The sequence below is a fragment of the Microbacterium sp. GXS0129 genome, from assembly GCF_044769785.1.
Classification (GTDB): domain Bacteria; phylum Actinomycetota; class Actinomycetes; order Actinomycetales; family Microbacteriaceae; genus Microbacterium; species Microbacterium nymphoidis.
In genome coordinates this window covers 258,678-284,024 of sequence record NZ_JBIZVZ010000002.1, presented here as the reverse complement: position 1 = coordinate 284,024, position 25,347 = coordinate 258,678, and the positions used below count along the sequence as shown (strand labels likewise).

24 protein-coding genes, 1 tRNA gene and 1 pseudogene are annotated in these 25,347 nt (G+C 68.2%); 8 read left to right on the top strand and 18 right to left on the bottom strand.

Annotated features, from left to right (window positions below; translation table 11 throughout):
• The first annotated feature begins 4 nt into the window (after positions 1–4).
• Positions 5–364 carry an RNA polymerase-binding protein RbpA gene (locus tag ACIQJ5_RS07735; RefSeq protein WP_231090136.1) on the top strand — a complete coding sequence of 120 codons (360 nt, stop codon included), beginning with the start codon at positions 5–7 and terminating at the stop codon, positions 362–364.
• A 57-nt stretch (positions 365–421) separates the two neighbouring features.
• Here ACIQJ5_RS07735 and lnt read toward each other — a convergent pair whose 3' ends face one another.
• From lnt to ACIQJ5_RS07690, 9 genes are all read right to left on the bottom strand, one after another.
• On the bottom strand, positions 422–1,993 hold the full coding sequence (gene lnt / locus ACIQJ5_RS07730; protein ID WP_402843421.1) for an apolipoprotein N-acyltransferase: 1,572 nt from the start codon (positions 1,991–1,993) through the stop codon (positions 422–424).
• Positions 1,994–2,055: 62 nt separating this feature from the next.
• Positions 2,056–4,494: a DEAD/DEAH box helicase gene (locus ACIQJ5_RS07725; protein ID WP_402842571.1), complete on the bottom strand. Its 2,439-nt coding sequence runs from the start codon at positions 4,492–4,494 to the stop codon at positions 2,056–2,058.
• On the bottom strand, positions 4,491–5,315 hold the full coding sequence (gene tatC, locus ACIQJ5_RS07720; RefSeq protein WP_231090134.1) for a twin-arginine translocase subunit TatC: 825 nt from the start codon (positions 5,313–5,315) through the stop codon (positions 4,491–4,493). Before tatC ends, ACIQJ5_RS07725 begins: the two co-directional genes overlap by 4 nt.
• Before the next feature lie 6 nt (positions 5,316–5,321).
• A complete protein-coding gene (gene tatA / locus ACIQJ5_RS07715) occupies positions 5,322–5,603 on the bottom strand; it encodes a twin-arginine translocase TatA/TatE family subunit (RefSeq protein WP_231090133.1) in 282 nt (93 codons plus the stop codon).
• A gap of 82 nt (positions 5,604–5,685) precedes the next feature.
• Positions 5,686–6,675, bottom strand: coding sequence for a YafY family protein (locus tag ACIQJ5_RS07710; protein WP_231090132.1), 990 nt, complete (start codon positions 6,673–6,675; stop codon positions 5,686–5,688).
• Positions 6,675–7,658, bottom strand: a complete 984-nt coding sequence (locus ACIQJ5_RS07705; RefSeq protein ID WP_231090131.1) for a YafY family protein — start codon at positions 7,656–7,658, stop codon at positions 6,675–6,677. Before ACIQJ5_RS07705 ends, ACIQJ5_RS07710 begins: the two co-directional genes overlap by 1 nt.
• A 62-nt stretch (positions 7,659–7,720) precedes the next feature.
• Complete coding sequence (locus tag ACIQJ5_RS07700; RefSeq protein WP_231090130.1) at positions 7,721–8,674, bottom strand: FKBP-type peptidyl-prolyl cis-trans isomerase; 954 nt, start codon at positions 8,672–8,674, stop codon at positions 7,721–7,723.
• 21 nt (positions 8,675–8,695) lie between these two features.
• A complete protein-coding gene (locus ACIQJ5_RS07695) occupies positions 8,696–9,697 on the bottom strand; it encodes a tRNA (adenine-N1)-methyltransferase (protein ID WP_402842565.1) in 1,002 nt (333 codons plus the stop codon).
• On the bottom strand, positions 9,694–10,362 hold the full coding sequence (locus tag ACIQJ5_RS07690) for an HAD family phosphatase (RefSeq protein WP_231090128.1): 669 nt from the start codon (positions 10,360–10,362) through the stop codon (positions 9,694–9,696). The genes ACIQJ5_RS07695 and ACIQJ5_RS07690 overlap by 4 nt, the downstream gene beginning before the upstream one ends.
• Positions 10,363–10,418: 56 nt before the next feature.
• On the opposite strand from ACIQJ5_RS07690, the gene ACIQJ5_RS07685 reads away from it, so the two are divergent.
• Positions 10,419–11,279, top strand: a complete 861-nt coding sequence (locus tag ACIQJ5_RS07685; RefSeq protein ID WP_231090127.1) for a PAC2 family protein — start codon at positions 10,419–10,421, stop codon at positions 11,277–11,279.
• Between the two features lie 26 nt (positions 11,280–11,305).
• Here the strand turns inward: ACIQJ5_RS07685 and ACIQJ5_RS07680 are convergent, their stop codons facing one another.
• Together ACIQJ5_RS07680 and ACIQJ5_RS07675 are read right to left on the bottom strand one after the other, a co-directional pair.
• Positions 11,306–12,142 carry an undecaprenyl-diphosphate phosphatase gene (locus ACIQJ5_RS07680; protein ID WP_402842561.1) on the bottom strand — a complete coding sequence of 279 codons (837 nt, stop codon included), beginning with the start codon at positions 12,140–12,142 and terminating at the stop codon, positions 11,306–11,308.
• A 3-nt stretch (positions 12,143–12,145) separates the two neighbouring features.
• Positions 12,146–13,441: a M20/M25/M40 family metallo-hydrolase gene (locus tag ACIQJ5_RS07675; RefSeq protein WP_402842558.1), complete on the bottom strand. Its 1,296-nt coding sequence runs from the start codon at positions 13,439–13,441 to the stop codon at positions 12,146–12,148.
• Positions 13,442–13,564: 123 nt separating this feature from the next.
• Here ACIQJ5_RS07675 and ACIQJ5_RS07670 point away from each other — a divergent pair.
• The 3 genes and pseudogenes from ACIQJ5_RS07670 (at position 13,565) to ACIQJ5_RS07660 (ending at position 15,107) form a co-directional block, all read left to right on the top strand.
• Positions 13,565–13,648: transfer RNA gene (locus ACIQJ5_RS07670), tRNA-Leu, on the top strand.
• A 171-nt stretch (positions 13,649–13,819) separates the two neighbouring features.
• Positions 13,820–14,203: pseudogene (locus tag ACIQJ5_RS07665) on the top strand (MFS transporter); the annotation flags it as partial.
• 61 nt (positions 14,204–14,264) lie between these two features.
• Positions 14,265–15,107 carry an MFS transporter gene (locus ACIQJ5_RS07660; protein WP_402842555.1) on the top strand — a complete coding sequence of 281 codons (843 nt, stop codon included), beginning with the start codon at positions 14,265–14,267 and terminating at the stop codon, positions 15,105–15,107.
• Between the two features lie 14 nt (positions 15,108–15,121).
• Here ACIQJ5_RS07660 and ACIQJ5_RS07655 read toward each other — a convergent pair whose 3' ends face one another.
• Complete coding sequence (locus ACIQJ5_RS07655; RefSeq protein WP_402842553.1) at positions 15,122–15,622, bottom strand: SRPBCC family protein; 501 nt, start codon at positions 15,620–15,622, stop codon at positions 15,122–15,124.
• 320 nt (positions 15,623–15,942) lie between these two features.
• A complete protein-coding gene (locus tag ACIQJ5_RS07650) occupies positions 15,943–16,779 on the bottom strand; it encodes a PhzF family phenazine biosynthesis protein (protein ID WP_402842551.1) in 837 nt (278 codons plus the stop codon).
• Positions 16,780–16,904: 125 nt separating this feature from the next.
• Between ACIQJ5_RS07650 and ACIQJ5_RS07645 the strand changes: the two genes are divergently transcribed.
• A complete protein-coding gene (locus ACIQJ5_RS07645; RefSeq protein WP_402842548.1) occupies positions 16,905–18,455 on the top strand; it encodes a thrombospondin type 3 repeat-containing protein in 1,551 nt (516 codons plus the stop codon).
• Positions 18,456–18,552: 97 nt separating this feature from the next.
• On the opposite strand, the gene ACIQJ5_RS07640 is transcribed toward ACIQJ5_RS07645, so the two are convergent.
• The 4 genes from ACIQJ5_RS07640 to ACIQJ5_RS07625 form a co-directional block, all read right to left on the bottom strand.
• Positions 18,553–18,717, bottom strand: a complete 165-nt coding sequence (locus ACIQJ5_RS07640; RefSeq protein ID WP_231090121.1) for a hypothetical protein — start codon at positions 18,715–18,717, stop codon at positions 18,553–18,555.
• Between the two features lie 108 nt (positions 18,718–18,825).
• A complete protein-coding gene (locus ACIQJ5_RS07635) occupies positions 18,826–19,035 on the bottom strand; it encodes a CsbD family protein (RefSeq protein WP_231090120.1) in 210 nt (69 codons plus the stop codon).
• A 205-nt stretch (positions 19,036–19,240) separates the two neighbouring features.
• The gene (locus ACIQJ5_RS07630; protein WP_231090114.1) at positions 19,241–20,326 is read right to left on the bottom strand and encodes a VIT1/CCC1 family protein; all 1,086 of its coding nucleotides are present in this window, start codon (positions 20,324–20,326) and stop codon (positions 19,241–19,243) included.
• A gap of 106 nt (positions 20,327–20,432) precedes the next feature.
• A complete protein-coding gene (locus ACIQJ5_RS07625) occupies positions 20,433–22,181 on the bottom strand; it encodes a DEAD/DEAH box helicase (protein ID WP_402842543.1) in 1,749 nt (582 codons plus the stop codon).
• A gap of 125 nt (positions 22,182–22,306) precedes the next feature.
• On the opposite strand from ACIQJ5_RS07625, the gene ACIQJ5_RS07620 reads away from it, so the two are divergent.
• Complete coding sequence (locus ACIQJ5_RS07620; protein ID WP_402842540.1) at positions 22,307–23,161, top strand: SGNH/GDSL hydrolase family protein; 855 nt, start codon at positions 22,307–22,309, stop codon at positions 23,159–23,161.
• A 6-nt stretch (positions 23,162–23,167) separates the two neighbouring features.
• On the opposite strand, the gene ACIQJ5_RS07615 is transcribed toward ACIQJ5_RS07620, so the two are convergent.
• Positions 23,168–23,965, bottom strand: coding sequence for a TrmH family RNA methyltransferase (locus ACIQJ5_RS07615; RefSeq protein WP_402842538.1), 798 nt, complete (start codon positions 23,963–23,965; stop codon positions 23,168–23,170).
• A gap of 118 nt (positions 23,966–24,083) precedes the next feature.
• Here ACIQJ5_RS07615 and ACIQJ5_RS07610 point away from each other — a divergent pair, with 118 nt between their 5' ends.
• The gene (locus ACIQJ5_RS07610) at positions 24,084–25,343 is read left to right on the top strand and encodes a hypothetical protein (RefSeq protein ID WP_402842535.1); all 1,260 of its coding nucleotides are present in this window, start codon (positions 24,084–24,086) and stop codon (positions 25,341–25,343) included.
• Positions 25,344–25,347: the final 4 nt, after the last annotated feature.

The following is a 25,347-nucleotide window of genomic DNA, read 5'->3' as shown; positions in this document are numbered from 1 at the left end:
CACCATGGCAGAACGCAGCCTTCGCGGTATCCGACTCGGCGCCCAGAGCCTCCAGAGCGAGGACGGCGTCGTGCTGATGGACCGCGCACAGTTCACCTACAAGTGCACGCAGTGCGACCGTGACACCACTCTGACCTTCGCAGCCGACGCCGAGCCGCCGGCGACGTGGGAGTGCCGTACCTGTGGTGCCGAGGCGCGCCTGCAGGTCAACGGCAAGGCCGTGGAGGTCGAGCAGGCCGATGAGAAGGCCGCTCGTACCCCGTGGGACATGCTGCTGGAGCGCCGCACGATCGAGGAACTCGAAGAGGTGCTCGCAGAGCGTCTGGAGTTCGTGCGCCAGCGCCGCGGCGGTGCCGCAGCCTGATCGGCCCGAGCCGAGAAGAGAAGTCACGAGGCGTCGCCCCCAGGGCGGCGCCTCTTCTCATGCTCGCCGACGGACGCGTGCGATGAGTCCGGCGACGCCGAGCGTGAGAAGGCTACCGGCGAACAGCACGAGCTGGATCGTCGATCCGAAAAGGACGGCCGGGGTGAGCCCCGTCCGGAGCGGAACGTCGGTGATCATGGCACCGGCCTCGGCGGCGGGGAGCTGATCGAGGGTGGCTCCATCGGGAGAGATCACCTGACTGGTGCCGACGGTGCTGATGTTCACCACGCTGCGCCCCGTCTCCACGGCCCGCATGCGGGCGAACGCCAGCTGCTGGAGGTTCTCATCCGTGCCACGGAAGTCCGCGTTGTTGGTCTGGAACATGAAGACCTCGGCACCGTCTGAGGCACCCTCCCAGATGACGCTGTCGTAGATCACGTCGAAGCAGATGGCGAGGCCCACTCCCACACCGTCGACGTTCATGTAGGGGGGATTCGTGCCGGGTGTGTACTCCCGCCCGATGAGGCCGATCAGGTCCGGCACGATCGCCTCGTAGAACGCGCGATCGGGCACGTACTCGCCGAAGGGCACCGGGTTGCGCTTGTCATGCAGTTGGACGGCGCCGGCGTCACCGTCCCAGAGCATCGACGTGTTGAAGATGTCATCGCCCCGCGTGGTGGCGGCGTTCACCAGCAGCGGCGCATCGATGCGTGTGCTCAGCCGGCTGAGCACCCGAGCCGTGGTGTCGTTGTTGAGCGGGTCGGAGTCGATCCCGCCCTCCGGCCACAGCAGCAGATCCACCCGGTCCTTCAGCACCGGTGCGGTGGCATCCAGCTGCGCCTGGATCACCGCATTCGGGGTGCGATCATCGAAATACCCGGTGGGTCCGTTGCCCTGCACGCTGCCGACGCGCATCGCACCGGCGTCGCTCGTGGGGAACTGCGGGACCGCGAAGAGCACCACCAGGCCCACGGCCACGGGGACCAGGGATACCGGCCGGAGCCCGAACGTGCGGTGAACGCGGACGACCTCGATCGCCGCCGAGGTGACCGCGACCATCAGGAAACTGAGCCCGCTGACCCCGACCCAGCTCACCAGGTGGGCCAGGGGGCTCTCGGACTGGCTCATGCCGATTCGCGCCCATGGGAACCCCGTGTACGGCCAGGATCCCTGGAAGAGCTCTCTCGCTGTCCAGAGTCCACCGACGAGGAGCGGAAGCGCGACGAGACGCCCCCAGCGTCCGGGAACAACACGCGGCAGCCATCGATAGGCGAGTGAGATGAGGACGGATCCGGCCGCGACGAGCGCGGCCTCCAGCAGCGCCAGTGCGAACCAGGGAATCGGACCGAGGTAGCGGGTGATCCACATGATGTGGACGAGGAAGAAGGAGGTTCCGAAGACGAAGCCCACGAGCAGCGCCGCCCACGCCCCGCGGCCGATCAGCGGGAGCAGGGAGAGCCCGATTCCGAGGAACGCCACAGGCCAGATCCCGAGGGACGGATAGGCGGCATCCAGGACCGGTCCCGCCACCGCCGCGACGACAAGGGCTGCCCAGAGCGGGAGCACGGGGCGGCCGACGCGCTGGCGCCGGGCGTCGCGACGTGCCGTTCTGCGATCCGCGCGATCCACAACGTCGGAAGCATCGGCGGGCGCAGCAGTTTCGGGCACCGCAACAGCCTAGGCTGATCCGCTCAGAGACCGGTGTACGCCACGATGCCGCGGCGGATGGCATCCAGAGCCCGTCGCGCGGTCGTGGCGAGCTCACCGTCGGCCACCATGCCGATCTGGTCGAGCAGGTCGATGGTCTGCTTCGTCCAGCGTACGAAGTCGCCGGCGGCGAGGTCGGCCTCGTCGAGCACGCGGTCCAGCAGCGCGCCACGCGCCCAGGAGTGCATCGCCTGGGCGATGCCCGTTGCGGGCGGTTCCGACCCAGGCAGCTGGTGGTCGCGTTCCAGGTCGTCCAGCTCCGCCCACAGCTTCTGCGTCTCGGTGAGCGCAATACGGAATGCACCGCGGGGCAGCCCGCGCTCCGAGCCGCCTTCCTCACCGCGTCGCGGCTCGTACACCAGCGTGCTGGCCAGGGCCGCCAGCGAGGGGGCATCAAGATTTCGCCAGAGGCCGGTTCGCAGGCACTCCGCCACCAGCAGGTCACGTTCACCGTAGATCCGCTGCATCCGTGCACCAGCGTCGGTGATCACGGCCTGACCGTCATCGTCGGTGCGGACGTAGTCCATGATCTCGAGGACATCGACCACGCGGTCAAAGACGCGGGCCACGGTTCCGGTGCGCGTGGCGATCTGCTTGCGCATGCGGTCCACATCGCGTTTGAGCTTCCAGTACCGTTCTGCCCAGCGCGCGTGGGCCTCGCGATCGGGGCAGCTGTTGCAGGCATGCCGCTGCATCGCGGTGCGGAGGCTCGCGATGCGCTTGAGACGCTTCTCCCGCTTGCCTCGAGGCGCGGTCACATCCGCGCGGTTCTGCTTCTCGAGGTCGCTGAGCTCACGGCGGATCGACGAATACTGCAGGAAGTCACCGCGATCGCAGGTCATCGCGCTGCGGTATCCCGCGAGCGACTCCTCCGCCTCACGGACCTTCGCGGCCACACCGACGACCGACCGATCAGCCTGGAACTGCGCGAAGGACGACTCCAGGATCTCCCGCGCCCGCCCGCGACCGAACTGGTCGATCAGGTTGACGGCCATGTTGTAGGTGGGGCGGAACGAGGAGTTGAGCGGATACGTCCGTCTCGAAGCGAGAGCCGCGACCGATTGCGGGTCCAGCGCGTCATTCCACTGGATCACCGCGTGTCCCTCGACGTCGATGCCTCGCCGTCCGGCTCGTCCGGTGAGCTGGGTGTACTCCCCCGAGGTGATGGCCACCCGCGCCTCGCCGTTGAACTTCTCGAGCTTTTCCAGCACTACCGTGCGCGCCGGCATGTTGATCCCCAGCGCCAGCGTCTCCGTGGCGAAGACCACCTTCACGAGCTTGCGCTGGAACAGTTCCTCGACGGTCTCCTTGAATGCAGGCAGCATGCCGGCATGGTGCGCGGCGACACCCCGCTCGAGGTCGTTCAGCCACTCGAAGTAGCCGAGCACGCCGAGGTCCTCGTCGGGGAGCGATCGGGTGCGCGCCTCGACCACACGGCGGATCTCAGCGCGCTCCTCCCCCGTTGTCAGCCGGATACCCGAACGGCGGGTCTGGGCGACCGCGGCATCACAGCCCACACGGCTGAAGATGAAGAAGATCGCGGGTAGCAGTGAGTCGCGCTCCAGCAGCCGGATCACATCCGAACGGTCGAGCCGGTCGGCGCGCGCGGTGCTGTGGCGCTGGTAGGTGGGTTTGCCGCGCCGGCCCTGCGACTTCCCGTGCTGCGTGCGGCGGTTGTTCTCGTACAGGGCGCTGCGACCCTGCCGAAGCAGTTCCCGGTTCACCTCGTGGGCGGCGGCGGAGCTTCGCTCGTCGAACAGCGGGATGAGGTCCCCACGGAACAGGACATGCTGTTCCAGCGGTACGGGGCGGATCTCCGACACGATGACCTCGGTGTCACCGCGGACGGTGTCGAGCCAGTCCCCGAACTCCTCGGCGTTGGAGACGGTTGCGCTGAGTGCGACCACCTTCACCTCGGTCGGGAGGTGGATGATCACTTCTTCCCAGACGGCGCCGCGAAAGCGATCAGCGAGGTAGTGCACCTCGTCCATGACCACGTACCGCAGGTCCTGGAGCGCCGGCGAATCGGCGTACAGCATGTTCCGCAGCACCTCTGTGGTCATGACGACGACGCGTGCCCCGGCGTTGATGTTGGTGTCTCCCGTGAGCAGACCGACGTTGTCGGCTCCGTAGACGTCCTGCAGCTCGCGGAACTTCTGGTTCGACAGCGCCTTCATCGGCGTGGTGTAGAACGCCTTGTCGCGCGAGGTGAGCATCGCCAGATGGATGGCGAACTCCCCCACAATGGTCTTGCCGGCCCCCGTCGGCGCGGCGACCAGTACGCCGTGACCATCCTCCAGTGCCTCACATGCCGCGATCTGGAACGGATCGAGCGCGAAGCGCTGCAGTGCGGCGAAGGACCGGGTGAGGGGGTGCGGCCGGCCGGCGGCCGCACCGGCGGAGATCTCCGAAGGGGAACTCACGCAGGCGACTCCGCGGCCATGAAGGCATCCATTCGTTTGCGCTTCCGCCGATCGAACAGCAGGCACACCAGCGCGGCCAGGAAGTACAGCACGATCAGGATGCCCGCGAGCAGAAGCATCGAGGTGACATCGGCACCCGGCGTGGTGACCGCCGCGAAGATCGTGGCGATGAGGATCGCCACGCGCCATCCCTTGAGGATGTCGCGACCGCTCATGATGCCGGTGAGGTTGAGAGCCACCAGGAACACCGGAATCACGAAGGCGACGCCCACCGCCAGAAGCAGCTTGAACATGAAGTCGTAGTAGTACGCATAGTCGTACAGCGCGTTGACGCCTTCGGGCAGGAACGAGGCCATGATCTCGACCACATGGGGCGCGACGGAGAATCCGACGTAGCAACCGAGGAAGAACAGCGGCACCGCGGCGAGCGTGAAGCCGAGCGTGTAGCGCTTCTCCTTCTTCGTCATCGCCGGCATGATGTACGCCCAGATCTGCCACAGCCACACCGGTGCCGCGAGGAAGATCGCGATGGAGAAGGCGACCTTCATGCGGAGATCGAATGCACCGGTGACGGTCTGGATCATGAGTCCGGTGGAACCGGGATCAGTGTCGCCGCGATTCTCCCGGACGAGCTCGATGGGACGCGAGAGCACGTCCAGGACGAGGCCGCTGAAGATAAAGCCGATGACCGCAGCGATGAGAATCGCCGCCGCGCAGATCATGATGCGACGACGGGCCTCGCGGAGGTGCTCCCCCAGCGACATGCGCTTCTCGCCAGGGGGCGCCTCGACCGCGGCGTCGTCGATGGGCGGTGTCGCCATAGGGCGTCAGGCCGCGGGATCGGTGGGCTTCGCAGCCGTTCCGTTGATGACAGTGCCGTCGGAGACGCCGTTCAGCGTGGCTCCGGGGGTGGCGTTCGGTGCCGGCGTGTCGGCCTGGGAGGCTGCGCGCTGCGCGTCGTCTTCCTTCATCGCGTTCATTTCGCCCTTGAATGCACGCGCCGACTGACCCATGCTCTTGGCGAGCGCGGGAAGCTTGGCAGCTCCGAACAGCAGCAGGATGACGGCGAGAACAAGCAGCAGGTGCCATCCGGTGAGGTTACCGAGCATGTGTGGTCTCCGTTCGTGAAGTCTGTGTGCAGTCTAACCCGCATCCTCGCCGACATGCCCGGACCGGGCAGATGGAAAGGAACTAGATCGCGTACTGATCAAGTGCGGCGCGCGCCCACTCTGCGGTGGCGGCCCGGGCCGCGGGCGGTGCGACCACCTCGACGGCGCCGCCCCGGCGTGCTGCCAGGCGCTTGAGTGAACGCGGGTCGCCCACGTTGACGCGCGCGGTCGTGACGCCCGAATCGCTGGACGCCTCTGCGCGGGAGAGATAGTCGCCCACCAGCGGTGCCGTGTCCGTCGCGAATCGAATCGTGGCCGCAACGTCTTCGGACGCCGATGACTGGGACTCGTTCATCCCGCCGAACAGCTCGCTGGCGTGCTCCGCGCCGTGCTCGGCCGCAAGATCCAGGAGCACCGGTTCGCTAGCCCGGGCCAGGTGGAAGGTGCGCATGGCACGACGGAGGTGGCACCAGCCCTGGAGGTACCACTCGCCGCTGGTCATGTGCACCTTCACCGGGTCGACCGTGCGCACCAGCGGTTCGGCGTCCGGGGCACGGTAGGTGAACTGGATCGCGTGGCGGGTGCGCAGGGCCTCGGCGACCACCCGTCGGACGTCATCAGTGGTGGAAGGCGCAACGATCACGTCGGCAGGAGCGGCGGATGCACCGCGTGAGAGCTTCTCGATGAGCCCGGTGACGACACCGTCATCGTCCATTCCGGGAACCTCGCGTGCCAGGCGCAGACCGGACAGCAACGCCGCGGCTTCCCGCGCGGTGAACCTCGGGACCCGTCGCAGCGCGACCGTGTTGGTCAGCTCGATGACATCCTCCCCCTCGAGGAGGTCCCAGTTGATGTTGAAGAGGTCCTGGTCCAGCTGCCAGTAGCCGTCTTCCCCCGGAAGTCCGATCACCGTGAGCTTCTGCACCATGCGGCGCATATCCTCCGGGGTCACATCGAAGTCTGCGGCTGCCTCTGTGACCGTCACCTGCCCGCGTTCTGCCAGGTAGGGCACGAGCGACAGGTAGAGCTTCACGCGGTCGGGCGCCAGCAGCGGCTGTGTGCGACGGGCCATCAGTTCCTCACCTCGTGCAGTTCCAGGACGGCGCGCAGCCGGGCGATCACGGCGTCACGTAGTCGCGCGGGCTCGATCACCCGCACCTCCGGCCCGTAGGAGGCCAGCTCGTCCGCGAAGATGGACTCGTCGAGGTACGGAACCTCGATTCCGCGCGCGGCCGGGCGCGACCTCCGGCTGAGGCGCAGCGCCGCCTCGGTGCCGGGGTTCACCTCCAGGTGCGCCACATTGCGATCCAGTACCTCGCGGAGACCGGCCAGTCCACGCTCTCCCGCCCCGGCCCGAAGACCGGCGTCGAAGTGCTCCCCCGTCGGGGTCACGTCGCTGACGATGCGGGACAGCAGGAACGTCCGCTCTTCATCGATGTCGGCATCGATGCCGTACACGTGCCAGCGGTTCTCCGCGTCGATCAGAGCCAGTGGCTTCATGCGCCGCAGCCGTGCCGCGTCGTCGCCGGGCTTCAGGTAGCTGAACGTGACGACGTCCGCGTTCTCGATGGCCAGCTGCAGCGGTGCGAAGGCGGGCGCCGTGAGATCCAGGCGCGGCGCGAAGCCGATGATCGGCTCGTCGACGTCGATCCCCAGGGCCCGGATCTTGCGCAGTCCCGATCGTGCGTCTCGTGAGAATGAGCCATCGCGCCACACCGTACCCGCGAGACTGAGCACGGCCAGCTCAGCCGGGGTGAACGTGATGTCTCCCGGGAGGTCGTACTCCGCCTGGGGGACGCGGTAGCGCGCCTCACGAAGGTCGTTGGGATCGGCCAGGTCGCCGAGGGTCTCGATCGGGATGCCGAGAGCGCGCAGGTCGTCCTTGTCGCGCTCGAACATCTTCTCGAGAGCGGTGGTCACACCGCTCTGCTCGTACCGCTGCCGGTAGCCCGACACCGATTCGAGGATCTGCTGCTTCGTCAGGCCGATCTCGGTTGCCATGAGAGCGACGACGAGGTTCGTCAGCCGCTCTTCCGGGGGAATCTTCTCAGCCACCTCAACATCCTATGGGCGCTGCAGGCGACGGGGCGGGAGGCGCGTCAGCGCCCGCCACCCGATCAGGAGGCGGGCAGAGTGCCGAGCACGTCCACCACGTAAATCAGTGCGGTGTCCTTCGGCGCCTTGGCGTCGGCCGAGTCGCCGGCGGCGGCATCCGCCGGCACCACGACCATGATCTGGGATCCGACCGTGACGCCGACGAGCGCGTCGGCCACCGCCTTCGGCAGATCCCCCGCGCTGGACACCACGGGCGTGCCGTCGTCGATCGAGGAGCGGAACTGGGTCTTACCCGTCCAGCTCACCCCGAGAACGTTGAGGATCGCCGCGTCGTCCGCCGTCAGGGCCGCACCGTCGCCGCGCACCAGTGTCTCGACCGTGGTGGCGGTCGGAGCCTTGCCGTCCGGGACGACGACACCGGAGCGTCCATCGGGCGCACGCACCACGGAGGGCAGACCCCATGCGCCGTTGAACACCTCGGTGCCCTCCGGACGATCCGGGAGCACCTCGGTGACGTCGATCGCCATGAGGTAGCCCTCGTTGGCTCCCAGCCCGTTCTGGGCGGCGACGGCGGGGTCGAGCGCGTTCGCCGGCAGCGACGCCAGGATGCGATCGCCCTGTCGGGCGCACATCAGCTGCTCGTCGAGGGTCGGCACCACCTGAGACAGCTTCGAGACGATGGCCGGTCCCACCGGCTGGGCGGGCGCGGAGGCTCCGTCGCTCGTGCGCACCAGTGAGTAGCTGAAGCTGACGACCTGATTCGCCGAGACGATCTGCGGACCGTCGCCGGCGATGATCACGTCACGCTCTTGAGCGGTGACATTCATCGCGCTGGGCGCCTCGATCGTCGGGTCCGTGCCGAAGTCACCGGTCACGGAGACGGCGTCTGCGATCGGCCCGGATGACGCGAGGGGCGTGCAGCCGAAGGAGTTGGCCGAGCCCGCTGCGGGGGCGCAGCCGACGAGGGCGACCGCAGTCAGAGCGATGACGGGGATGACGGCAGAGATCTTGCGCACCATGTCAGTCTACGATCCCGTTCAGGCTTCGCCGGACGCGTCCCCGCGCGCGATGCGCGCTCCGGCGGCGCCCTTCTCCGCTTCGCGCACGCGCTTGCGGAGATTCTTGTCGGTGATGGAGCGGTCTCCCACGGCTCCCGGCGTCCACAGTTCGACGTCCTCATCGGAATAACTCGACTTGGAGGCCCGGCGGCGGACCTCGGGTGCGACCGTGCCGGGCGCCAGGCGGCGCGCCGTCAGCAGGAAGCCCGTGTGGGCGATCATGCGGTGATCGGGTCGCACGGCGAGCCCCTCGACGTGCCAGCCGCGCACCATCGTCTCGCTGGCCTCCGGGTCGGTGAAGACGCCCATGCCGCGGATGTACTCGGCCACGCGCGACAGCTGGGTGGCGGTGGCGACGTAGCAGATCACCACGCCGCCGGGTGCGAGGGCATCGGCGACGGCATCCATGCAGTCCCACGGCGCCAGCATGTCGAGCACGACGCGGTCGACGGAGCCCGAGGACACCGTCTCCGGCAGCGCCTCCGCGAGGTCTCCGAGCGTGATCGACCAGTTCTCGGGCACCGCCCCGAAGAAGGTCTCCCCGTTCGCACGGGCGACCTCGGCGAACTCCTCGCGGCGCTCGAACGAGTACAGGCGGCCTTCCGCGCCGATCGCGCGCAGCAGGGACAGCGAGAGCGCCCCGGAGCCGACTCCGGCCTCGACCACGACAGCGCCCGGGAAGATGTCGGCCTGCGACACGATCTGTGCAGAGTCCTTCGGATAGACGATGGCGGCGCCGCGCGGCATCGACATCACGAAGTCGCGCAGCAGCGGGCGCAGCGCCAGATACTCGTGCCCGTTGCTGTTGAGCACGACGGACCCGTCCGGCAGGCCGACGAGGTCCTTGTGCGCCAGCACACCGTGGTGGGTGTGGAGCTCGCCGCCCTCCTTGAGCGTGACCGTGTGCATCCGGTTCTTCGGGCCGGTCAGCTGCACCCGGTCGCCGAGGCGGAAGGGACCGGTGGGGCGTGCGGAAGTCATCGGGTGAACCTTTCGTGCACACCGCGGAGATCATCCGGGGTGCGGTCAGCGAGAGTGGGCCAGAGCACGGTGGCGCCGAGCCCCTCCAGGGGAACCATGTGGGGAACGCCGATCGTGGCGATTCCCGCAGCGACACCCGAGCGGGTGCCGCCCGGGGAATCCTCGATCACCACGGCTTCCTTCGGGGCGACGCCGAGAGCGTCTGCGGCCTGAAGGTAGGGATCGGGGAACGGCTTGGGCCGGGCGACCTCGTCTCCCCCGACCACCAGATCGAAGGTGTTCTCGGGGAGCAGGCCCGCGACGACCAGCGCCATGCGCCGGTGCGACATCGTGACCAGTGCATTGCGGAGGCCTGCGGCGCGATTCGCGGCGAGCAGCTCGCGAGCGCCGGGCCGGTACACCACGTGCCCCTGGCTCAGCTGCGACATCACGGCGTCGGTGAGGTGATCGATGATCGCGTCCTCCGACATGCGCACACCGGCGTCCTGGAGAATGCGGGCCGAGGTGTCCAGTCCCATGCCCACGAGCTGGAGCGCCTGTTCGTGATCCCAGCTGCCCCCGAACGATTCCACAAGTGCCGTCTCCGCCGCCATCCAGAGCGGTTCGGTGTCGACGATGGTTCCGTCCATATCCCAGAGCACAGCGGAGAGAGAGGGCGCAGTCACCGCACCAGCCTAGCCGCTGCCGCCCCGGCCGCCCGGCACCTGCCTAAGCTGGAGCGATGACGAACAGGCATCGCCCTCTCCACGGGCTCGGATCACGGATCCTCGTCGCCGCGTTCGACGGCTGGAACGACGCGGGCGAAGCGGCCACGAGCGCGCTGACCGCACTCCGGGAAGCCGGGTCGTACGAGAAGGTCTGGTCGGTGGACCCCGAGCTCTACTTCGACTACCAGTACACCCGTCCCGCCATCTCTTACGGCGCCACGGGTGAGCGCACGCTCACCTGGCCGGGAGCGTCCCTCTGGCGCCCGGTGGGCGCTGCGACGCCCGAGGTCTGGCTGCTCTCGGGTACCGAGCCCGCTCGGGCGTGGCAGGGGTTTGCCTCCGAGATCGTCGATCAGGCGCTGGCCGCGGACGTGACGGGCTTCGTGACCCTCGGCGGCATGATGTCCGACGTGCCGCACACGCGGAAGGTGCCGGTCCATGCCTCCAGCGACAACGCCGACATACGCGGCGAATCCGGCTTCGAACGCTCGCAGTACGAGGGTCCCGTTGGCATCCTGTCGGTGCTGTCGCTCGCGATGGAGAAGGTCGGCGTTCCCGGCCTGAGCCTCTGGGCGAGCCTGCCCCATTACACCGCGGGACAGGGCCCCAGCCCCCTGGGAGCGCTCGCCCTCATCTCTGCGATCGGGGAGATCACCGGTACCGAGCCGTCGCACGGGTCCCTCGAAGCCGAGGGGCGTCGATGGGAGGCCGCGGTGGATGCGGCCGTTGCGGAAGACGAGGAACTCGCGGCCTACGTGAGCGAGCTGGAGCGCGCCCGGGACGAGTGGGACTCCCCCGAGGCCACGGGCGATGCGCTCGCCCGCGAGTTCGAGCGCTATCTGCGCCGAGACGGCGATGGCCCGCAGCGTCCGTGACGTCGCGGGCCATCGAGCCGAGAGGATCAGGCCGATATCGCGGGGATCACTCCGAACCCGAGCAGGATCATGAGCACGACCCCGAGCACGACGCGGTAGATCACGAACGGCAGGAAGCTGCCCTTCTTGAGGTACTGCATCAGGTACTTGATCACGAGGATGCCGACCACGAAAGCCACCACGGTCGCGATGGCCGTGTCGCCCATGGAATACGTCTGGCCGGTCTCGTCAAAGCTCTTGTACAGCTCGTACAGGCCTGACCCGAAGACGGCCGGAATGGCCAGCAGGAAGGAGTACTCGGCCGCGGCCGTGCGGGAGAAGCCGAGCGCCAGCCCCATCGTCGTGGTCGCCCCGGAGCGGGAGACGCCCGGGATGAGGGCGAGCACCTGGGCGAGACCGAACGCCAGACCGCTCGGGTAGGTCAGATCCTGCAGCTCGCGGTTCTTCTTGCCGAGATAGTCCGCAAGTCCGAGGATCAGACCGAAGACGATGAGCACGCCGGCCACCAGCCACAGGTTGCGGAACGGCCCGCGGATCTGCTCCTGCGCCAGGAAGCCGACCACACCGATCGGAATGGTGCCGATGATCACCAGCCATCCCATGCGGGCATCCGGATCGTTGCGCGCCACCTTCCCGGTAAGCGATTGCGCCCATCGCGAGATGATGCGCACGATCGTGCGCCAGAAGAAAATGATGACAGCCAGCTCGGTTCCGAGCTGGGTCACGGCCGTGAACGTCGCACCCGGGTCGGCTCCACCGGGCAGCATGAGCCCCACGACGCGCAGGTGTGCGCTGGAGGAGATGGGTAGGAACTCGGTGAGACCCTGGACGATGCCCAGGATGATCGCCTCGAGAACGTGCATGTATCAGTAGCTCCGCAGAAGGTCGATCAGCACTTGCTGACCGAACACGAGTGAGTCGACAGGCACTCGCTCATCGACTCCATGGAACATACCCGTGAAGTCCAGATCGGCAGGGAGGCGCAACGGGGCGAAACCGTATCCGGTGATGCCGAGCCGGCCCAGCGCCTTGTTGTCGGTGCCACCGGAAAGGAGGTACGGCAGGACGGGGGCTCCCGGATCGTGCCGGCCGAGCACCGCGACCATCGCCTCGACGAGCTCTCCCTCGAACGGCGTCTCCAGCCCGACGTCCCCCACGACGGTCTCGACGGTGATGTCCTCCCCCAGCAGTTCGCGCAGCTCCACGAGGAACTGCTCCTCCGTGCCGGGAAGCACGCGAACGTCGATGAGCGCTTCCGCGTGGTCGGGGATCACGTTGTGCTTGTAGCCGGCGGTGAGACCCGTGGGATTCGTGGTGGTGCGCCAGGACGAACGCAGGAACCGCTGGGCAGCCCCCGCGAACGCAGCGAGCTCGTCGGGGTCGGTAGTGTCCGCACCGGCGATCTCGCGGATCCGAGCGACCAGCTCGCGCGTGGTGTCGGTGAGCACCACCGGCCAGTCGCGTTCGCCGAGGAGTGCGACCGCGCGCGCCAGCTTCGTCACGGCGTTGTCACGGTGGTAGCCACTGCCGTGCCCTGCGGTTCCGGATGCGCTGAGGCGCAGCCACAGCAGGGCCTTCTCCCCCACCTGCAACAGGTACGACCGCTGTCCTGCCACGTCGACGGAGTACCCGCCGACCTCGCTGATCGCCTCGGTGGCGCCATCGAACCACTCGGGACGCTCCTCCACCACCCGGGCAGACCCGTACTCGCCGCCGGCCTCCTCGTCGGCGAAGAACACGACGATGAGGTCGCGCTCCGGCTGCTCGCCCGCGCGGACCAGCTCGGCGACCGCGGTGAGGATCATGGCGTCCATGCCCTTCATGTCGACGGCACCGCGGCCCCACAGGAGCCCGTCGCGGATCTCGCCGGCGAACGGGTCGACACTCCAGTCAGCGGCGACGGCCGGCACCACGTCGAGGTGCCCGTGCAGCACGAGGGCGGGCTTGGACGCATCGCGGCCGGCGATGCGGGTCATCACGCTGGTGCGACCGGGCGCCGACTCGTACGTCTCGGTCTGCAACCCCAGTGCACCGAGGTAGGCGACCACGTACTCGGCTGCTTCGCGCTCGCCGTTGGCGCGCCCCTCGCCGTAGTTGCTGGTGTCGAATCGGATCAGATCGGCGGCGATGCGCGCGACCTCGGGAGTCTCATCCTGGGCCATGGTTCCACGGTACGGCACGCCCGAGGTCGCCCCGTGTTCGCGACGTCACGAACAGTCGTGCTAAAGTCGTATCTTGTCGGAACGGGCCGGAAACGGATCGGGAAGACAGCAACAAAACATCACGCGCGGGTGGCGGAATAGGTAGACGCGCTAGCTTGAGGTGCTAGTGCCCGATAGGGCGTGGGGGTTCAAGTCCCCCTTCGCGCACGTGATGAGCCCCGGAGATTCTGAGTGATCAGACCTCCGGGGCTCTTTCTCTTTCTGGAGTTTTGCGATGCCGCTCGCAGAGATGGACATCGCATCCCGCGCCGGTGAACGCGACGTGGTGTGCACCTTCCAGCGGGCGGCGACATACACGGCGACCGATAGCCTCGGAGGATGCGCGAGGCGGCGAAGCGAAGACCCGAGGTGCTGCGCGATCCCCCGTTCGCGTTCTTCTGGGGCGCCACCACCCTTCGGGCATTCGGCGGGGCCGTGGCGGGCGTCGGCTTCCAGGTCCTCATCGTCACCGTGCTGCATGCGAGCCCTGGCGAGATCGGCGTGCTGACGGCGCTCGGCGTGGTGCCCTACCTGTTCCTCGGATTGATCATCGGTGCGCTCATGGATCGCTGGCGACGCCAGCGCACCCTCGTGGTCACGACCCTGGGTCGAGCAGTCGTCCTCGGCGCCGTTCCGGTGCTGATCCTCACCGGCGCACTGAATATCTGGACCATGGCAGCCGTGTCCCTTGCCCTGGGCGTCCTCACACTGTTCACTGACTCAGCCGCCCAGCCGCCCAGCCGCCCAGCCGCTCCTTCCCCGCATCGTCCCACGGGCATCGCTCGTGGTTGCGAATGCGCGCGTGGGACAGAGCAACACCGTGGCGGAGACCGCCGGACCCGCACTGGGCGGCCTCCTGCTGAGCGTGATCGGTCCGTCCTGGCTGTTCGCCCTGGACGGCCTCGTCAACGTTGTCGCAGCCGTCCTCCAGTCGCGGATCCGGGTGCACGAGCCGCGTCCGGCACGGCGCGAAGCGGGCAGGCACGTGGGCCACGACATCGCCGGCGGGGTGCGCTTCACCTACCGGCACCGCACGCTTCGCCCGCTCGCGCTCTCCGTGCACGTCTGGTTTCTCGGGAACAGCATCGTGACCACGACATTCGGCGTGTACGCCCTGCGCCACCTCGGACTGCCGGACTGGGGGTTCGGTCTCGTTCTCGCGGCCGGCGGCGTCGGTGGCTTCCTCGGCGCTCTCCTTGCACCGCGCCTCGGGGCGGTCCTCGGTGCCGGGCGGGCGATTCTGTGCGGCCGAGCGCTCATCGTGCTGCCCTGGCTGGCGCTCGCGCTCCTCCCCCTGTCCGCGACAATGGATCTCCGTCTCGGCTTGCCGGTGGCTGCCGGTGCACTGTTCCTCTCGTCGCTCGCGATGGGCATCGAGGACACCAACGACATCTCCTACCGACAGGCCATCGCGCCCGACGAGATCCAGGGCCGGATGAACGCCACGATCCGCACGGCCAATCGCGTCGTGTTCTTCTTCGGGGCTCTCGCGACCGGCGTTCTGATGACGCTGCTGGGCTTCGCGGCGACGATCGGCATCGGTGCGCTCGTGTTCATCCTGGCAGCGGCGATCGTGCTCTTCTCGCCACTGCGGACGGTCCGGCACGAAGACGAGACCGATCGCTGAACTGCGGCGACTTGTCAGGCGCGCGTGTCCGGGGCCGAACGCGCGGACGATCCCAGACGATCAAACCAGGAGTCGTCGTCGTCCGCGGCGAGCTTCGGCATCACACCGATAGCGAGCAGCAACCAGGGCAGCACCTGTTGTCCCACACGCCCGGCGAGCGACGGCCGATAGCTGGTGGTCACGATCACGCGCGTCGAATCGGGAGCGATGTGCTCCAGGCGGCGGTCGATAGTCATCCGGATCCCGCGCTGCCAGAGCTGAAGCACCTGCCGGACTGCGGTCTCGGATTCCGCCACCCGGACAGGAACTCGATCGCTGCCGCAGGACGGCTCGTGCACCTCCACCCATCGCGACCCCGCCAGCGCCGGATCACCGCTTGGCTCGACGATGTCGACGGGATGATCATCAACGGCCACCATGGCGGCCGGGTCGGTCAGAACCCGCCAGACCTCCACGGGCGACGCCGGGACGACGCCCTCCTCCCGCACCGTGCGGTACGTGGTCTTCACCAGCATGTCGCCGCTCCCTCTCGCCAGGATGTCTCATTCACAGGATGACCTGTCCGTCGACGCACGCGAGCCTTGTCCGCCGGTCCAGGGCAGTGCCCGTTTGCCTGGATGTGTCGTTCACAGGATGACCTGTCCGTCGACGCACGCGAGCCTTGTCCGCCGGTCCAGGGCAGTGCCCGTTTGCCTGGATGTGTCGTTCACAGGATGACCTGTCCGTCGACGCACGCGAGCCTTGTCCGCCGGTCCAGGGCAGTGCCCGTTTGCCTGGATGTGTCGTTCACAGGATGACCTGTCCAGAGCAGTACCCGCTTGCCTGGATGTGTCGTTCACAGAGTGACTTCTCCGTGGACGCAGACGACCGCGTGTCCGCCGATCCAGATCCGATCGCCCTCGTAGCTCACCGTGACGCGTCCCTCGTGACCGATCGCCGTACCCTGCGCCGCGGTGTAGCCGCCGCCGACCGGTTCCCCGGACTCGCGCAGCCAGTGAGCGAGTCCAGCGTTCAGGCTGCCGGTGATCGGGTCCTCCCAGACCGGATCGTCGCCGAGAAACGCGCGAACCTCGAAGCGAGCATCGTGGCCGGGTGCGTGCTCGCCGACGACACCGATGCAGAGAGAGCCGAGACCAGCGGGATCCGGGCGAAGCGCCAGCACCTCCGCGGCGTTCGCGAGCCGCACACCGATCCACCCGGGCCCGTTCACCAGCCAGGATGCATCCACGATCCGGGACCGTTGGATGCCCAGCGCTCCCGCGACCTGTTCCAGCTCCGGCTCCCCCACTGGTTCGAACCGCGTGAGCGGCGGTGCCTCGAAGGCCAGCATCTGTTCGTCGACGCGCACTCGCACCAGTCCCGCGCCACACTCCTGCACGACCTCGCCCGGACGTTGTGGAACGCCACCGGCTCGCAGCCACGCGAGCGCCGACCCGAGCGTCGGATGCCCCGCGAACGGGAACTCCTGCGTGGCAGAGAAGATGCGAACGCGGTAGTCCGCAGCCGCTGTGGTCGGTGGGAGCAGGAATGTCGTCTCGGCGAGGTTGGTCCACTTCGCGAAGCGCTGCATCTGCTCTGAGGTCAGACCCTCGGCGTCGTGCACGACCGCCACCGGGTTGCCGAGGAATGCCACCGGGGAGAAGACATCGACCTCTGAATATCTCCGCGTCACTCAGTCACCGTAGCAGCGCAGGAGCCGGTGCGCGGGTCGGCCGGCATCCGCGGGATGCAGGCAAAGTCGCGTTCATGCCGTACTCTTCGACAATCCGAGTAGTAGCCGGGGGGATTGGGGAATCTATGGTTACTGACGACTGCGTGCTCGCGAGCACCGGTTCCGACAGCGCACTTCCGTGGGGCATCATCGCTCTTGTTCTCATCGTCGGCGGTATCGCGCTGATGGTCTCGCGGACGCGGAGCAGATCCGCCGTCCTCGCCGCGGGCACGGTGCTCGTGCTGGGCTTCGCCGTCAGCGGCATCGTCATGACAGGGCCGGCCGCAAACGCCGCGGGGCCGTGTTCAACGCCGTCGGCGAGTCCGTCGCCGATACCCACCGCGAGTCCGTCGCCGCTGCCCACAGTCAGCCCGACGCCGACGCCCACAGTCAGCCCGACGCCGACGCCGACGCCCACAGTCAGCCCGACGCCGACGCCGACGCCCACAGTCAGCCCGACGCCGACCGTCAGCCCAACGCCAACACCGACGCCCACCATCAGCCCCACGCCGACGCCGACGCCCACGCCCACTGTCAGCCCCACACCCACACCCACACCAACGCCGACGCTGGCACCCGACCTCACGCCGAACGTGATCGTTCCGGACCGGGCGCTGCAGACGGCGACGGACGTCGTGGTCGAGATCACGAATGTGGGTGAGGTCCACACGAGCGGCACCATCGCCTTCGCCGTCGAGATGCCCGGTGCGCCGGGCTTCCACACCGATTTCGACCCTGGTCAGACCACCGCCCAGGTGGACGGCGCGGTCTACGCCGTGATCAACGACCAGGTCATGATCTCGGGAACCGGCACGATGACGGATCCGTTCCGCGTGATCGCCGCTGTGGTGCTCGCGCCCGGGCAGACCCTGCGCATCAGCTTCGTCGTGACCCCAATCGAGGGGAACACCGGGGCCCCGGGCGTAGCGGCCACCGTCGTGGATGCCGGGACCGGCGGGGGCGAGACTCCCGTGACGAACAACAGCGCCACTGCGACACTCCAGGCCGACCCGAGGGTGTGCTTCGTGGTGAACGACAAGTCGCTTACCCGGGATACCGACGCCGACGGCGTGGTCGACCGGTGCGATCTGGATTCGGACAACGACGGAATCCTCGACACCGAGGAGGACGTGAGCCACAACGGCGTGTTCGGCGACGACGATCACGACGGCGACATCCTCATCCTGCCCGTCCTCGGCGACGGAGTGCCCAGCTACCTCGATCTCGATTCTGAGAACGACGGCGTGCTCGACCTCATGGAGGGCCGTCCGTTCACCCGTGCGCAGATCGATGCGTTCGATACAGACCACAATGGCGTGTTCGATGCGACGCTGTCGTTCGGCACGAACGGTTTGCTCGATGATCTCGAGACCGCTCCCGATTCGGGGGTCTTGCGTCCCGAGTTCCTCCTGCAGCGCAACCTCGATGGCGATTCTCTCCCGGACAGCAACGATCCGATGAGCGACGGATCGCATCTGGACCTGTACGAAATCGGGCGCGCTGATCTCGATCAGCTCGGCGGCGGTTTCATCACACCCATCGATGATTCCGACGGTGACGGCATCATGGCGGGTGCCGACTCAGACCTGGCGATGCGCGGCTCTCCCGGGTCGCCCTACTCGCCTTATCAGCCCTGACACCAGCGGTGCCGGTGTCGCGGACGTCTGTCCGCGGCACCGGCACCGCTCGTTCACACCCACCGGCGGGTTCGCTTCTGCGCCCCGCCGGAACCGATCAGGGCGCCTTGCGCCCTGTCAGCGACCGGATCAGCCAGGCGATCACGGCCAGTACCAGCAGCACCAGTCCAACCCAGAGCAGGAAGTTCAGGGACTGCACCAGTCCGCCCGTGATGGCGAGCACGATCGCGATAACCACGATCACGATGAACAGGATGTTCATGAGGGACTCCTTCCGTGGTCGCGGGTGCGACCGGGCCTTCACGCTATGGTCATGCGCACCCGGGGCGGAGGGGGTTGACTCCGCGTCCCCGAGGTGCCATGGGCCTGGTCACTGACGGTCGAGACGGTCCTCGATCTCGTCCTTCGCGTGCTCAGCCGCGTCGTGTGCCTTGTCGACACCCTGCTTGAGCTTGGCGTTCTGCTCCTCGGCGAAGCCGCGGGCCTCCAGGTCCTCGTTACCGGTCACCTTGCCAGCGGCGTGCTTGGCCTTCCCGGCGAGCTCCTCAGCCTTGTGCTGTGCCTTGTCTCCGATAGCCATGGGGCGTCCTTTCGTCGATCGTCGACGCGGATGCGCCGACTCCCCCACGCTCACCCGGGCGCGACGCGGCACGCAACCGGGTTGACACCGGCGTGAGGACGTGATGACCTCCAGCGTCCGGCGGGTGGTCACCTCCGGGGGAAGCATCCCGGATGACGGCGAAGGATCTCCCCCGACGGAGACGTTCTCGTGCGGCGCGACGTTCTCAGGCGACGGAGACGTTGAACACCAGGCCGAGCACGTAGGTGACGGCCGCGGCGCCGAAGCCAATCAGGAGCTGGCGCAGAGCGCGACGCAGCGGGGACGCCCCGGAGAGGATCCCGACCATCGCCCCGGTCGACATGAGCGCGATGCCCACCAGCACCAGAGCGATCACGACGGCCAGCAGCCCCGTCGCGCCGAAAAGCCAGGGCAGCACGGGAATCACCGCGCCGGAGGCGAAGAAGAGGAAGCTCGAGATCGCCGCGCCCCATGCAGAGCCGACCACTTCGTCATCCTCCTGCACCTCTCGCTGGGGTTTGGTGCCCGCGTGCGAGGCTTCGAGCACACTACGCGCCCGCGCCATGGCCTCGTCCTCGGGAATCCCCCGAGTGCGATAGATGAGCGCCACTTCGTTGGCGTCGAGATCCAGGTCGAGATAGGCGTCATCGCCCAGATCGCTGGGCTGTGTGGCATCCAGAAGCTCACGCTGGGAGCGCACCGAGACGAACTCGCCCGCCCCCATCGACAGCGCACCCGCGAGCAGACCGGCGAGACCACTGAAGAGGACGAACTGCGGGGCGACACCGGTCGCGCCGATACCCATGATGAGGGCCAGGTTGCTGACGAGGCCATCGTTCGCGCCGAAAACCGCCGCACGGAACGTGCCCGCCAGACGGCGACGCCCCCGCGCAGCGAGGCCGCGGACGACCTCATGATGGACCTTCTCATCGGCCGCCATCGCCGCTGTCGCGAACTCCTCATCCGCGTACGGCGAGCGAGCCTCGGCCTGCTGCGCAAGAGCGAGCGTGAAGATCGAACCGAAGTTGCCGGCCATCCACCCGAGCAGGCGAGTGCGCACGCCCGCGCGCGGCAGTCGCGCAGGCTCTCCACCGAGGAGGGCCAGCCAGTGCGACTCATGACGTCCCTCGGCATCGGCGAGGGCCAGCAGGATGTCGCGCTCCTCCCCCGTCTTGCGTTCGGCGAGACGACGGTAGACGTGTGCTTCGGCACGCTCGTCGGCCAGGTACTTCGCCCAGCGGCGTCGGTCGGCGTCGGTGGGGGCAGGGGCGGCGGGGGCAGGCGCAGACATCGTTCTCCTCGGGACGGCAGCTTCCACCGTAGATGTCGGCGCGCCCGGAAACCGCGGAATCTCGCGGATTACCAGCATTTCGGGCCGCCGAACGGCGGCCACATCATCAGGAACGCACCCGGCGCCGAATGACCTCGATGCGCTTCTGCAACTGCGCCACCGTTGCGGTACCGACCGCCGGACCGCCGCATTCTCGCCGGAGCTGAGCGTGGACCACCCCATGGGGCTCCCCGCTCTGGCGCGCATAGAGTCCGACGAGCGTGTTCAGCAACTGACGCTGCTCGCGGAGGGTGCGGTGCAGCGGTTCGGGAAGAGAGGTCTCCCGCTCCCCGCTGGACTTCTCGCGGGCCTCGCGGGCCTCGCGATGCTTGGCCTGTTTCGCCTGGTGCTGCATGAGCAGCTCGTGGACGTGCTCGGGTTCGAGAAGCCCCGGAAGGCCGATGAACTCCAGCTCTTCGGCCGTTCCAGGCTCGGCGAGCTGGCCGAACTGCTGCCCTTCGAAAACGATCGAATCGAAATGCGCCGTCGAGGCGATCGGCTGGTACTGGAATTCCTCGGTGAGAGCGTCTTCCGCCTTCTCCTCGCGGTTCGCCGCATCCAGCAGCGAGTCCTCCAGCCCGTCTTCATCCTTGGTCTGCCGGTCCAGCGCATGATCGCGCTGCTTCTCCATCTCGTTGGCCAGCTTCATCAGGGGCGGCACATTCGGCAGGAAGACACTCGCGGCCTCGCCACGACGGCGAGCGCGCACGAAGCGTCCGATCGCCTGGGCGAAGAACAGCGGCGTGGAGGACGAGGTGGCGTACACGCCCACGGCGAGGCGCGGCACGTCAACGCCCTCCGACACCATGCGGACGGCGACCATCCACCTGCTCGTCGACTCGGCGAACTTCTCGATCCGTGCCGACGCATCGCTCTCGTCGCTGAGGACGATGGTGGGGTGCTCGCCGCTGATACCGTGCAGCAGCTTCGCGTACGCGCGCGCGACGGTCTGATCCGTGGCGATCACCAGCCCGCCGGCATCCGGCACGTGCTTGCGGATCTCGGTCAGCCGGTCGTTCGCGGATCGCAGGACCACCTGCATCCACTCGCCCTCGGGATCCAAGGCGGTACGCCATGCCTGGGCATTGACGTCCTTGGTGTTCTCCTGCCCGAGGTTCGCCTCCAGCTCGTCGCCCATACTGGTCTGCCACCGCATGGTGCCCGCGTACACGTGGAACAGCACCGGGCGGACGACGCCATCCGCGAGGGCGCGACCGTAACCGTAGTTGTAGTCGGTCGTGGACACTCGTCCCCCCGACTCATCGGGGTGGTACTCCACGAACGGAATGGACGCGGTGTCGGAACGGAACGGTGTGCCGGAGAGGGAGAGCCGGCGGGTCGCGGGGCCGTACGCCTCACGGATCGCGTCCCCCCAGCTGAGCGCGTCGCCGCCGTGGTGGACCTCGTCCAGGACCACCAGCGTGCGTGCAGACTGCGTCAGACGACGGTGCACGGATGCACGTGCGGCCACCTGCGCATAGGTGACGACGACGCCATGGTAATAGCGCGCGGGAGCCACATGAGAGTTGCGGAACACCGGATCGAGACGGATGTGCAGGCGAGCTGCGGCATCGGCCCACTGGGTCTTCAGATGCTCGGTGGGTGCCACCACGATCATCTTCTCGACCACACCGGTGCGCAGGAGTTCCTGGGCCAGTGTCAGCGCGAAAGTCGTCTTTCCTGCGCCGGGGGTCGCGGCCACGAGGAAATCGCGCTTGTCCTGGGCGAAGTACTGTTCCAGGGCTTCCTGCTGCCACGCTCGGAGCTTTCCCGCGGTACCCCACGGGGCTCTCTGCGGATAGGACGGTGACAGCACTCGGTCAAGGATAGTCGCCTCCACCGACACTGCTCCCCGGGACTCGGACGACACCCTCGGATGCCGCTGTTATGCTTCCGGGTGCCCCGCCGGTGGGCGTGGCCCGACGCGGAAAGCAGGCGATCATGACGAAGCGCGACGAGCAGGACGACGTGCGGCAGAACCCGCCGCACACCGCCCGCGACAACGACGGCCCGCACCCCTGGCGCCGTTATGTGGCCATCGGGGACTCCTTCACCGAGGGCGTCGGAGACCCGGAGCCCTCGGCTCCCAACGGTCTGCGGGGGTGGGCCGACCGGGTCGCGGAGGTCCTCGGAACCGGCACAGAAGACTTCGCGTACGCCAACCTTGCCGTCCGCGGCAAGCTCATCCAGCAGATCATGGACGAGCAGATCGACGCGGCCCTCGAACTGAAGCCGGACCTCATCACCTTCTGCGCGGGCGGCAACGACGTCATCCGTCCGGGAACCGACCCCGACCACATCGCGGAGCTCTTCGACGAATCGGTTGCACGGCTCAGTCGCGACGGCGCCACGATCGTGGTGTTCACCGGCATCGACGTCACCTTCACGCCGGTGTTCCGCCCGTTCCGCGGGAAGATCGCGATCTACAACGAGAACATCCGGGCGGTCGCCGAGAAGTACGACTGCATCGTGGCGGACCAGTGGGCGCTCAAAGAGGTCCAGGACCCCCGGTTCTTCGCGGAGGACCGCCTCCACATGAACCCGCTGGGCCATCACGAAGTGGCCCGGATGGTGCTGCGTGCCCTGAATGTGCCGAACGATCTCGTTCCCATGCAGCCAGACGCGATCGTTCCCCGGACCTGGCGCGAAGCGCGGGTCGGCGACATCTCCTGGGCGCGAGAGCACCTGGTTCCCTGGGTGCTGCGGCGTCTTCGGCACCAGTCCTCCGGCGACACCATCTCCGCGAAGCGTCCGGAGCCGCTCCCGGTGAGCCTCCTCGGCGACAGCCCCGACTGAGCGCGCTTAGTCGCGCGCGCCCACCAGGTGCCACAGTGCGATGGCGCTCGTGGCGGCGACGTTCAGCGAGTCGACACCGGCCGTCATCGGGATCATAACGACGTCGTCCGCTGCGTCGATGATCTCGGATGCGAGCCCCGGGCCCTCAGCTCCCAGCACGAGGGCCACCGGCCCCGCGGGGCGGTAGTCCTGCAGTTCGACCGCGCGGGGGTCGAGAGCCAGCGCCGCGGTCGTATAGCCCGCAGCGGCGAGCGCTTCGAGCAGCCCCCGCCATGACGACGCGCGCGCCCACGGCACCTGGAACACGGTTCCCATGCTCACGCGGATGCTGCGCCGGTAGAGCGGATCGCCCGTGGTGGGCGTCAGGACCACGCCGGCGGCACCGAGCGCCGCCGCGTTCCGGAAGATCGCACCGATGTTCGCCTGGTCGGTGATGTTCTCCAGCACGACGAGCGGCCGGCCGTCCAGAAGCGTGTCCAGCGCACGCGGAGCGGGACGCTCCACCACGGCGATCACGCCGCGATGCATGTCGAACCCCGTCACAGCGGCCAAGAGGTGCGGCGCGCCCACGAAGACGTCGACGTCCGGCGCCGCGAGGTGCTGGATCTGCTCAAGCCACCGCGGCGCGATCAGCATCGTTCGCACGCGATGGCCGGCGGAGATCGCGCGTTCCAGCACCGGCAGCGACTCCGCGACGTACGTGCCGTGAGCGGCGTCTGCTGCGCGACGATGGGCGGCGTCGGTCATCGATCGCAGTGGCGCCAGTCGGGGATCTGCGGGGTCGAAGCGCTCGTGCACGGGCATCGCTCCATCATCGCGCAGGTTGTCCACAGGTGCGGCGACGCGGTGTCCACACGGAGAGCGACGCCGGGCATACCGGAGCGCCTCGCGGTACTGTGGGCTCACTCAGAAGGGGGAGTTCATGTCTCATTCACAACAGCCGGGCGCTCCGGCCGAAGCGCGCCCCGCCGCTGGTCTCAACGTGAGCCGGATCGCGATGTGGCTGGCCATCGGCATGCTCGTTGCCGCAGCGCTGCTCGGCGGCTTCTTCATCATCGTCGGCGATCAGTCGAACGTGGCGGGCAGGGCCTGGCTCACTCTGCTGCTCGTCGGAGCGTTCGCGGGCGCGGTCTTGATCGACACGGCCATCACTCGTGGCAAGGATCCCTGGTACCTGGGCGCCTCCACCGTGGTCAACGTGGTGATCATCGCCATCGGTCTTCTCAAGATCTGGAATGGATGGGGTCAGCCGGCCGACACGGCTGACGAGGTCGTCTGGTCCGTGCAGATGTTCCGCCTGCTGGGCGTGCTGCTCCTCCTGCGTGCGGCCCTCGGCGTCACTCAGCTCTACGTGCCGTTCACCCGCAGGCCGACGACACCGCAGGTGTCGCGGATCGCCGGCTACGGAGCCATCGCCTTCGGCTGGCTCACGGCGCTGGTGCTCGCGATTCCGGCCGCCTTCCCGGCCCCCGAATATCCGGACTGGTGGTGGCGCGTCGCGGGAGCGACCGCGCTCATCGCGGTCGTGCTCACGGTGATCCCGCTGATCATCCGCGCGTTCCAGCCTCGGGACGACGCCGCGAACGCCACGCCACCCGCGACGTACGCTCAGCCCGGCTACCCGTCGGCACACGGCCAGTCACCCCAGCAGGGGTACGCCGCTCCCGCATCGCAGCCGTACCCGGCGCAGCAGGGATACCCGGCCCCGGCGCAGCAGGGATACCCCACACCGGCGCAGCAGGGATACCCCACACCGGCACAGCAGGGATACCCCACACCGGCACAGCAGGGATATCCAGCACCGGCGCAGCAGGCCGGCCCCGGCTACGCACCTCCGCAGGCTCAGCCGGCTTCACCGGGTTACCCCGCTTCGCAGGGCTACCCCGCTTCGCAGGGCCAGCCGGCTTCACAGGCTTACCCGGCGGCCGGACAGCACCCTGCTCAGGCTCCGTACGGCGCTCCCCCGGCGTACCCGGTGCAGGCCGCCCCGCAGGCGCCTCCGGTTCCGCCGGTGCCGGGCGGGTTCCCAGCCCACCCCGCGCCTTCCGGTTCCCCGGCACAGCCCGCCCCGCCTGCCCCGCAGCCGGCATCACCGAACGCGCCAGACCAGTCGGCGCAGCAGCCTCCAGCCTCGCCCGATCAGACGCGCATCCAGGACGGAGACGGCTCGGCGAGGTCGTGACGCG

What these genes read in the sequence shown, in the direction of transcription:
- ACIQJ5_RS07735 (WP_231090136.1), top strand. Translation starts at nt 5, where the DNA reads ATGGCAGAACGCAGCCTTCGCGGTATCCGACTCGGCGCCCAGAGCCTC.
- tatC (WP_231090134.1), bottom strand. Translation starts at nt 5,315, where the DNA reads ATGGCGACACCGCCCATCGACGACGCCGCGGTCGAGGCGCCCCCTGGC.
- tatA (WP_231090133.1), bottom strand. Translation starts at nt 5,603, where the DNA reads ATGCTCGGTAACCTCACCGGATGGCACCTGCTGCTTGTTCTCGCCGTC.
- ACIQJ5_RS07710 (WP_231090132.1), bottom strand. Translation starts at nt 6,675, where the DNA reads ATGGCCCGTCGCACACAGCCGCTGCTGGCGCCCGACCGCGTGAAGCTC.
- ACIQJ5_RS07695 (WP_402842565.1), bottom strand. Translation starts at nt 9,697, where the DNA reads ATGACTTCCGCACGCCCCACCGGTCCCTTCCGCCTCGGCGACCGGGTG.
- ACIQJ5_RS07685 (WP_231090127.1), top strand. Translation starts at nt 10,419, where the DNA reads ATGACGAACAGGCATCGCCCTCTCCACGGGCTCGGATCACGGATCCTC.
- ACIQJ5_RS07680 (WP_402842561.1), bottom strand. Translation starts at nt 12,142, where the DNA reads ATGCACGTTCTCGAGGCGATCATCCTGGGCATCGTCCAGGGTCTCACC.
- ACIQJ5_RS07675 (WP_402842558.1), bottom strand. Translation starts at nt 13,441, where the DNA reads ATGGCCCAGGATGAGACTCCCGAGGTCGCGCGCATCGCCGCCGATCTG.
- ACIQJ5_RS07655 (WP_402842553.1), bottom strand. Translation starts at nt 15,622, where the DNA reads ATGCTGGTGAAGACCACGTACCGCACGGTGCGGGAGGAGGGCGTCGTC.
- ACIQJ5_RS07645 (WP_402842548.1), top strand. Translation starts at nt 16,905, where the DNA reads ATGGTTACTGACGACTGCGTGCTCGCGAGCACCGGTTCCGACAGCGCA.
- ACIQJ5_RS07640 (WP_231090121.1), bottom strand. Translation starts at nt 18,717, where the DNA reads ATGAACATCCTGTTCATCGTGATCGTGGTTATCGCGATCGTGCTCGCC.
- ACIQJ5_RS07635 (WP_231090120.1), bottom strand. Translation starts at nt 19,035, where the DNA reads ATGGCTATCGGAGACAAGGCACAGCACAAGGCTGAGGAGCTCGCCGGG.
- ACIQJ5_RS07630 (WP_231090114.1), bottom strand. Translation starts at nt 20,326, where the DNA reads ATGTCTGCGCCTGCCCCCGCCGCCCCTGCCCCCACCGACGCCGACCGA.
- ACIQJ5_RS07620 (WP_402842540.1), top strand. Translation starts at nt 22,307, where the DNA reads ATGACGAAGCGCGACGAGCAGGACGACGTGCGGCAGAACCCGCCGCAC.
- ACIQJ5_RS07615 (WP_402842538.1), bottom strand. Translation starts at nt 23,965, where the DNA reads ATGCCCGTGCACGAGCGCTTCGACCCCGCAGATCCCCGACTGGCGCCA.
- ACIQJ5_RS07610 (WP_402842535.1), top strand. Translation starts at nt 24,084, where the DNA reads ATGTCTCATTCACAACAGCCGGGCGCTCCGGCCGAAGCGCGCCCCGCC.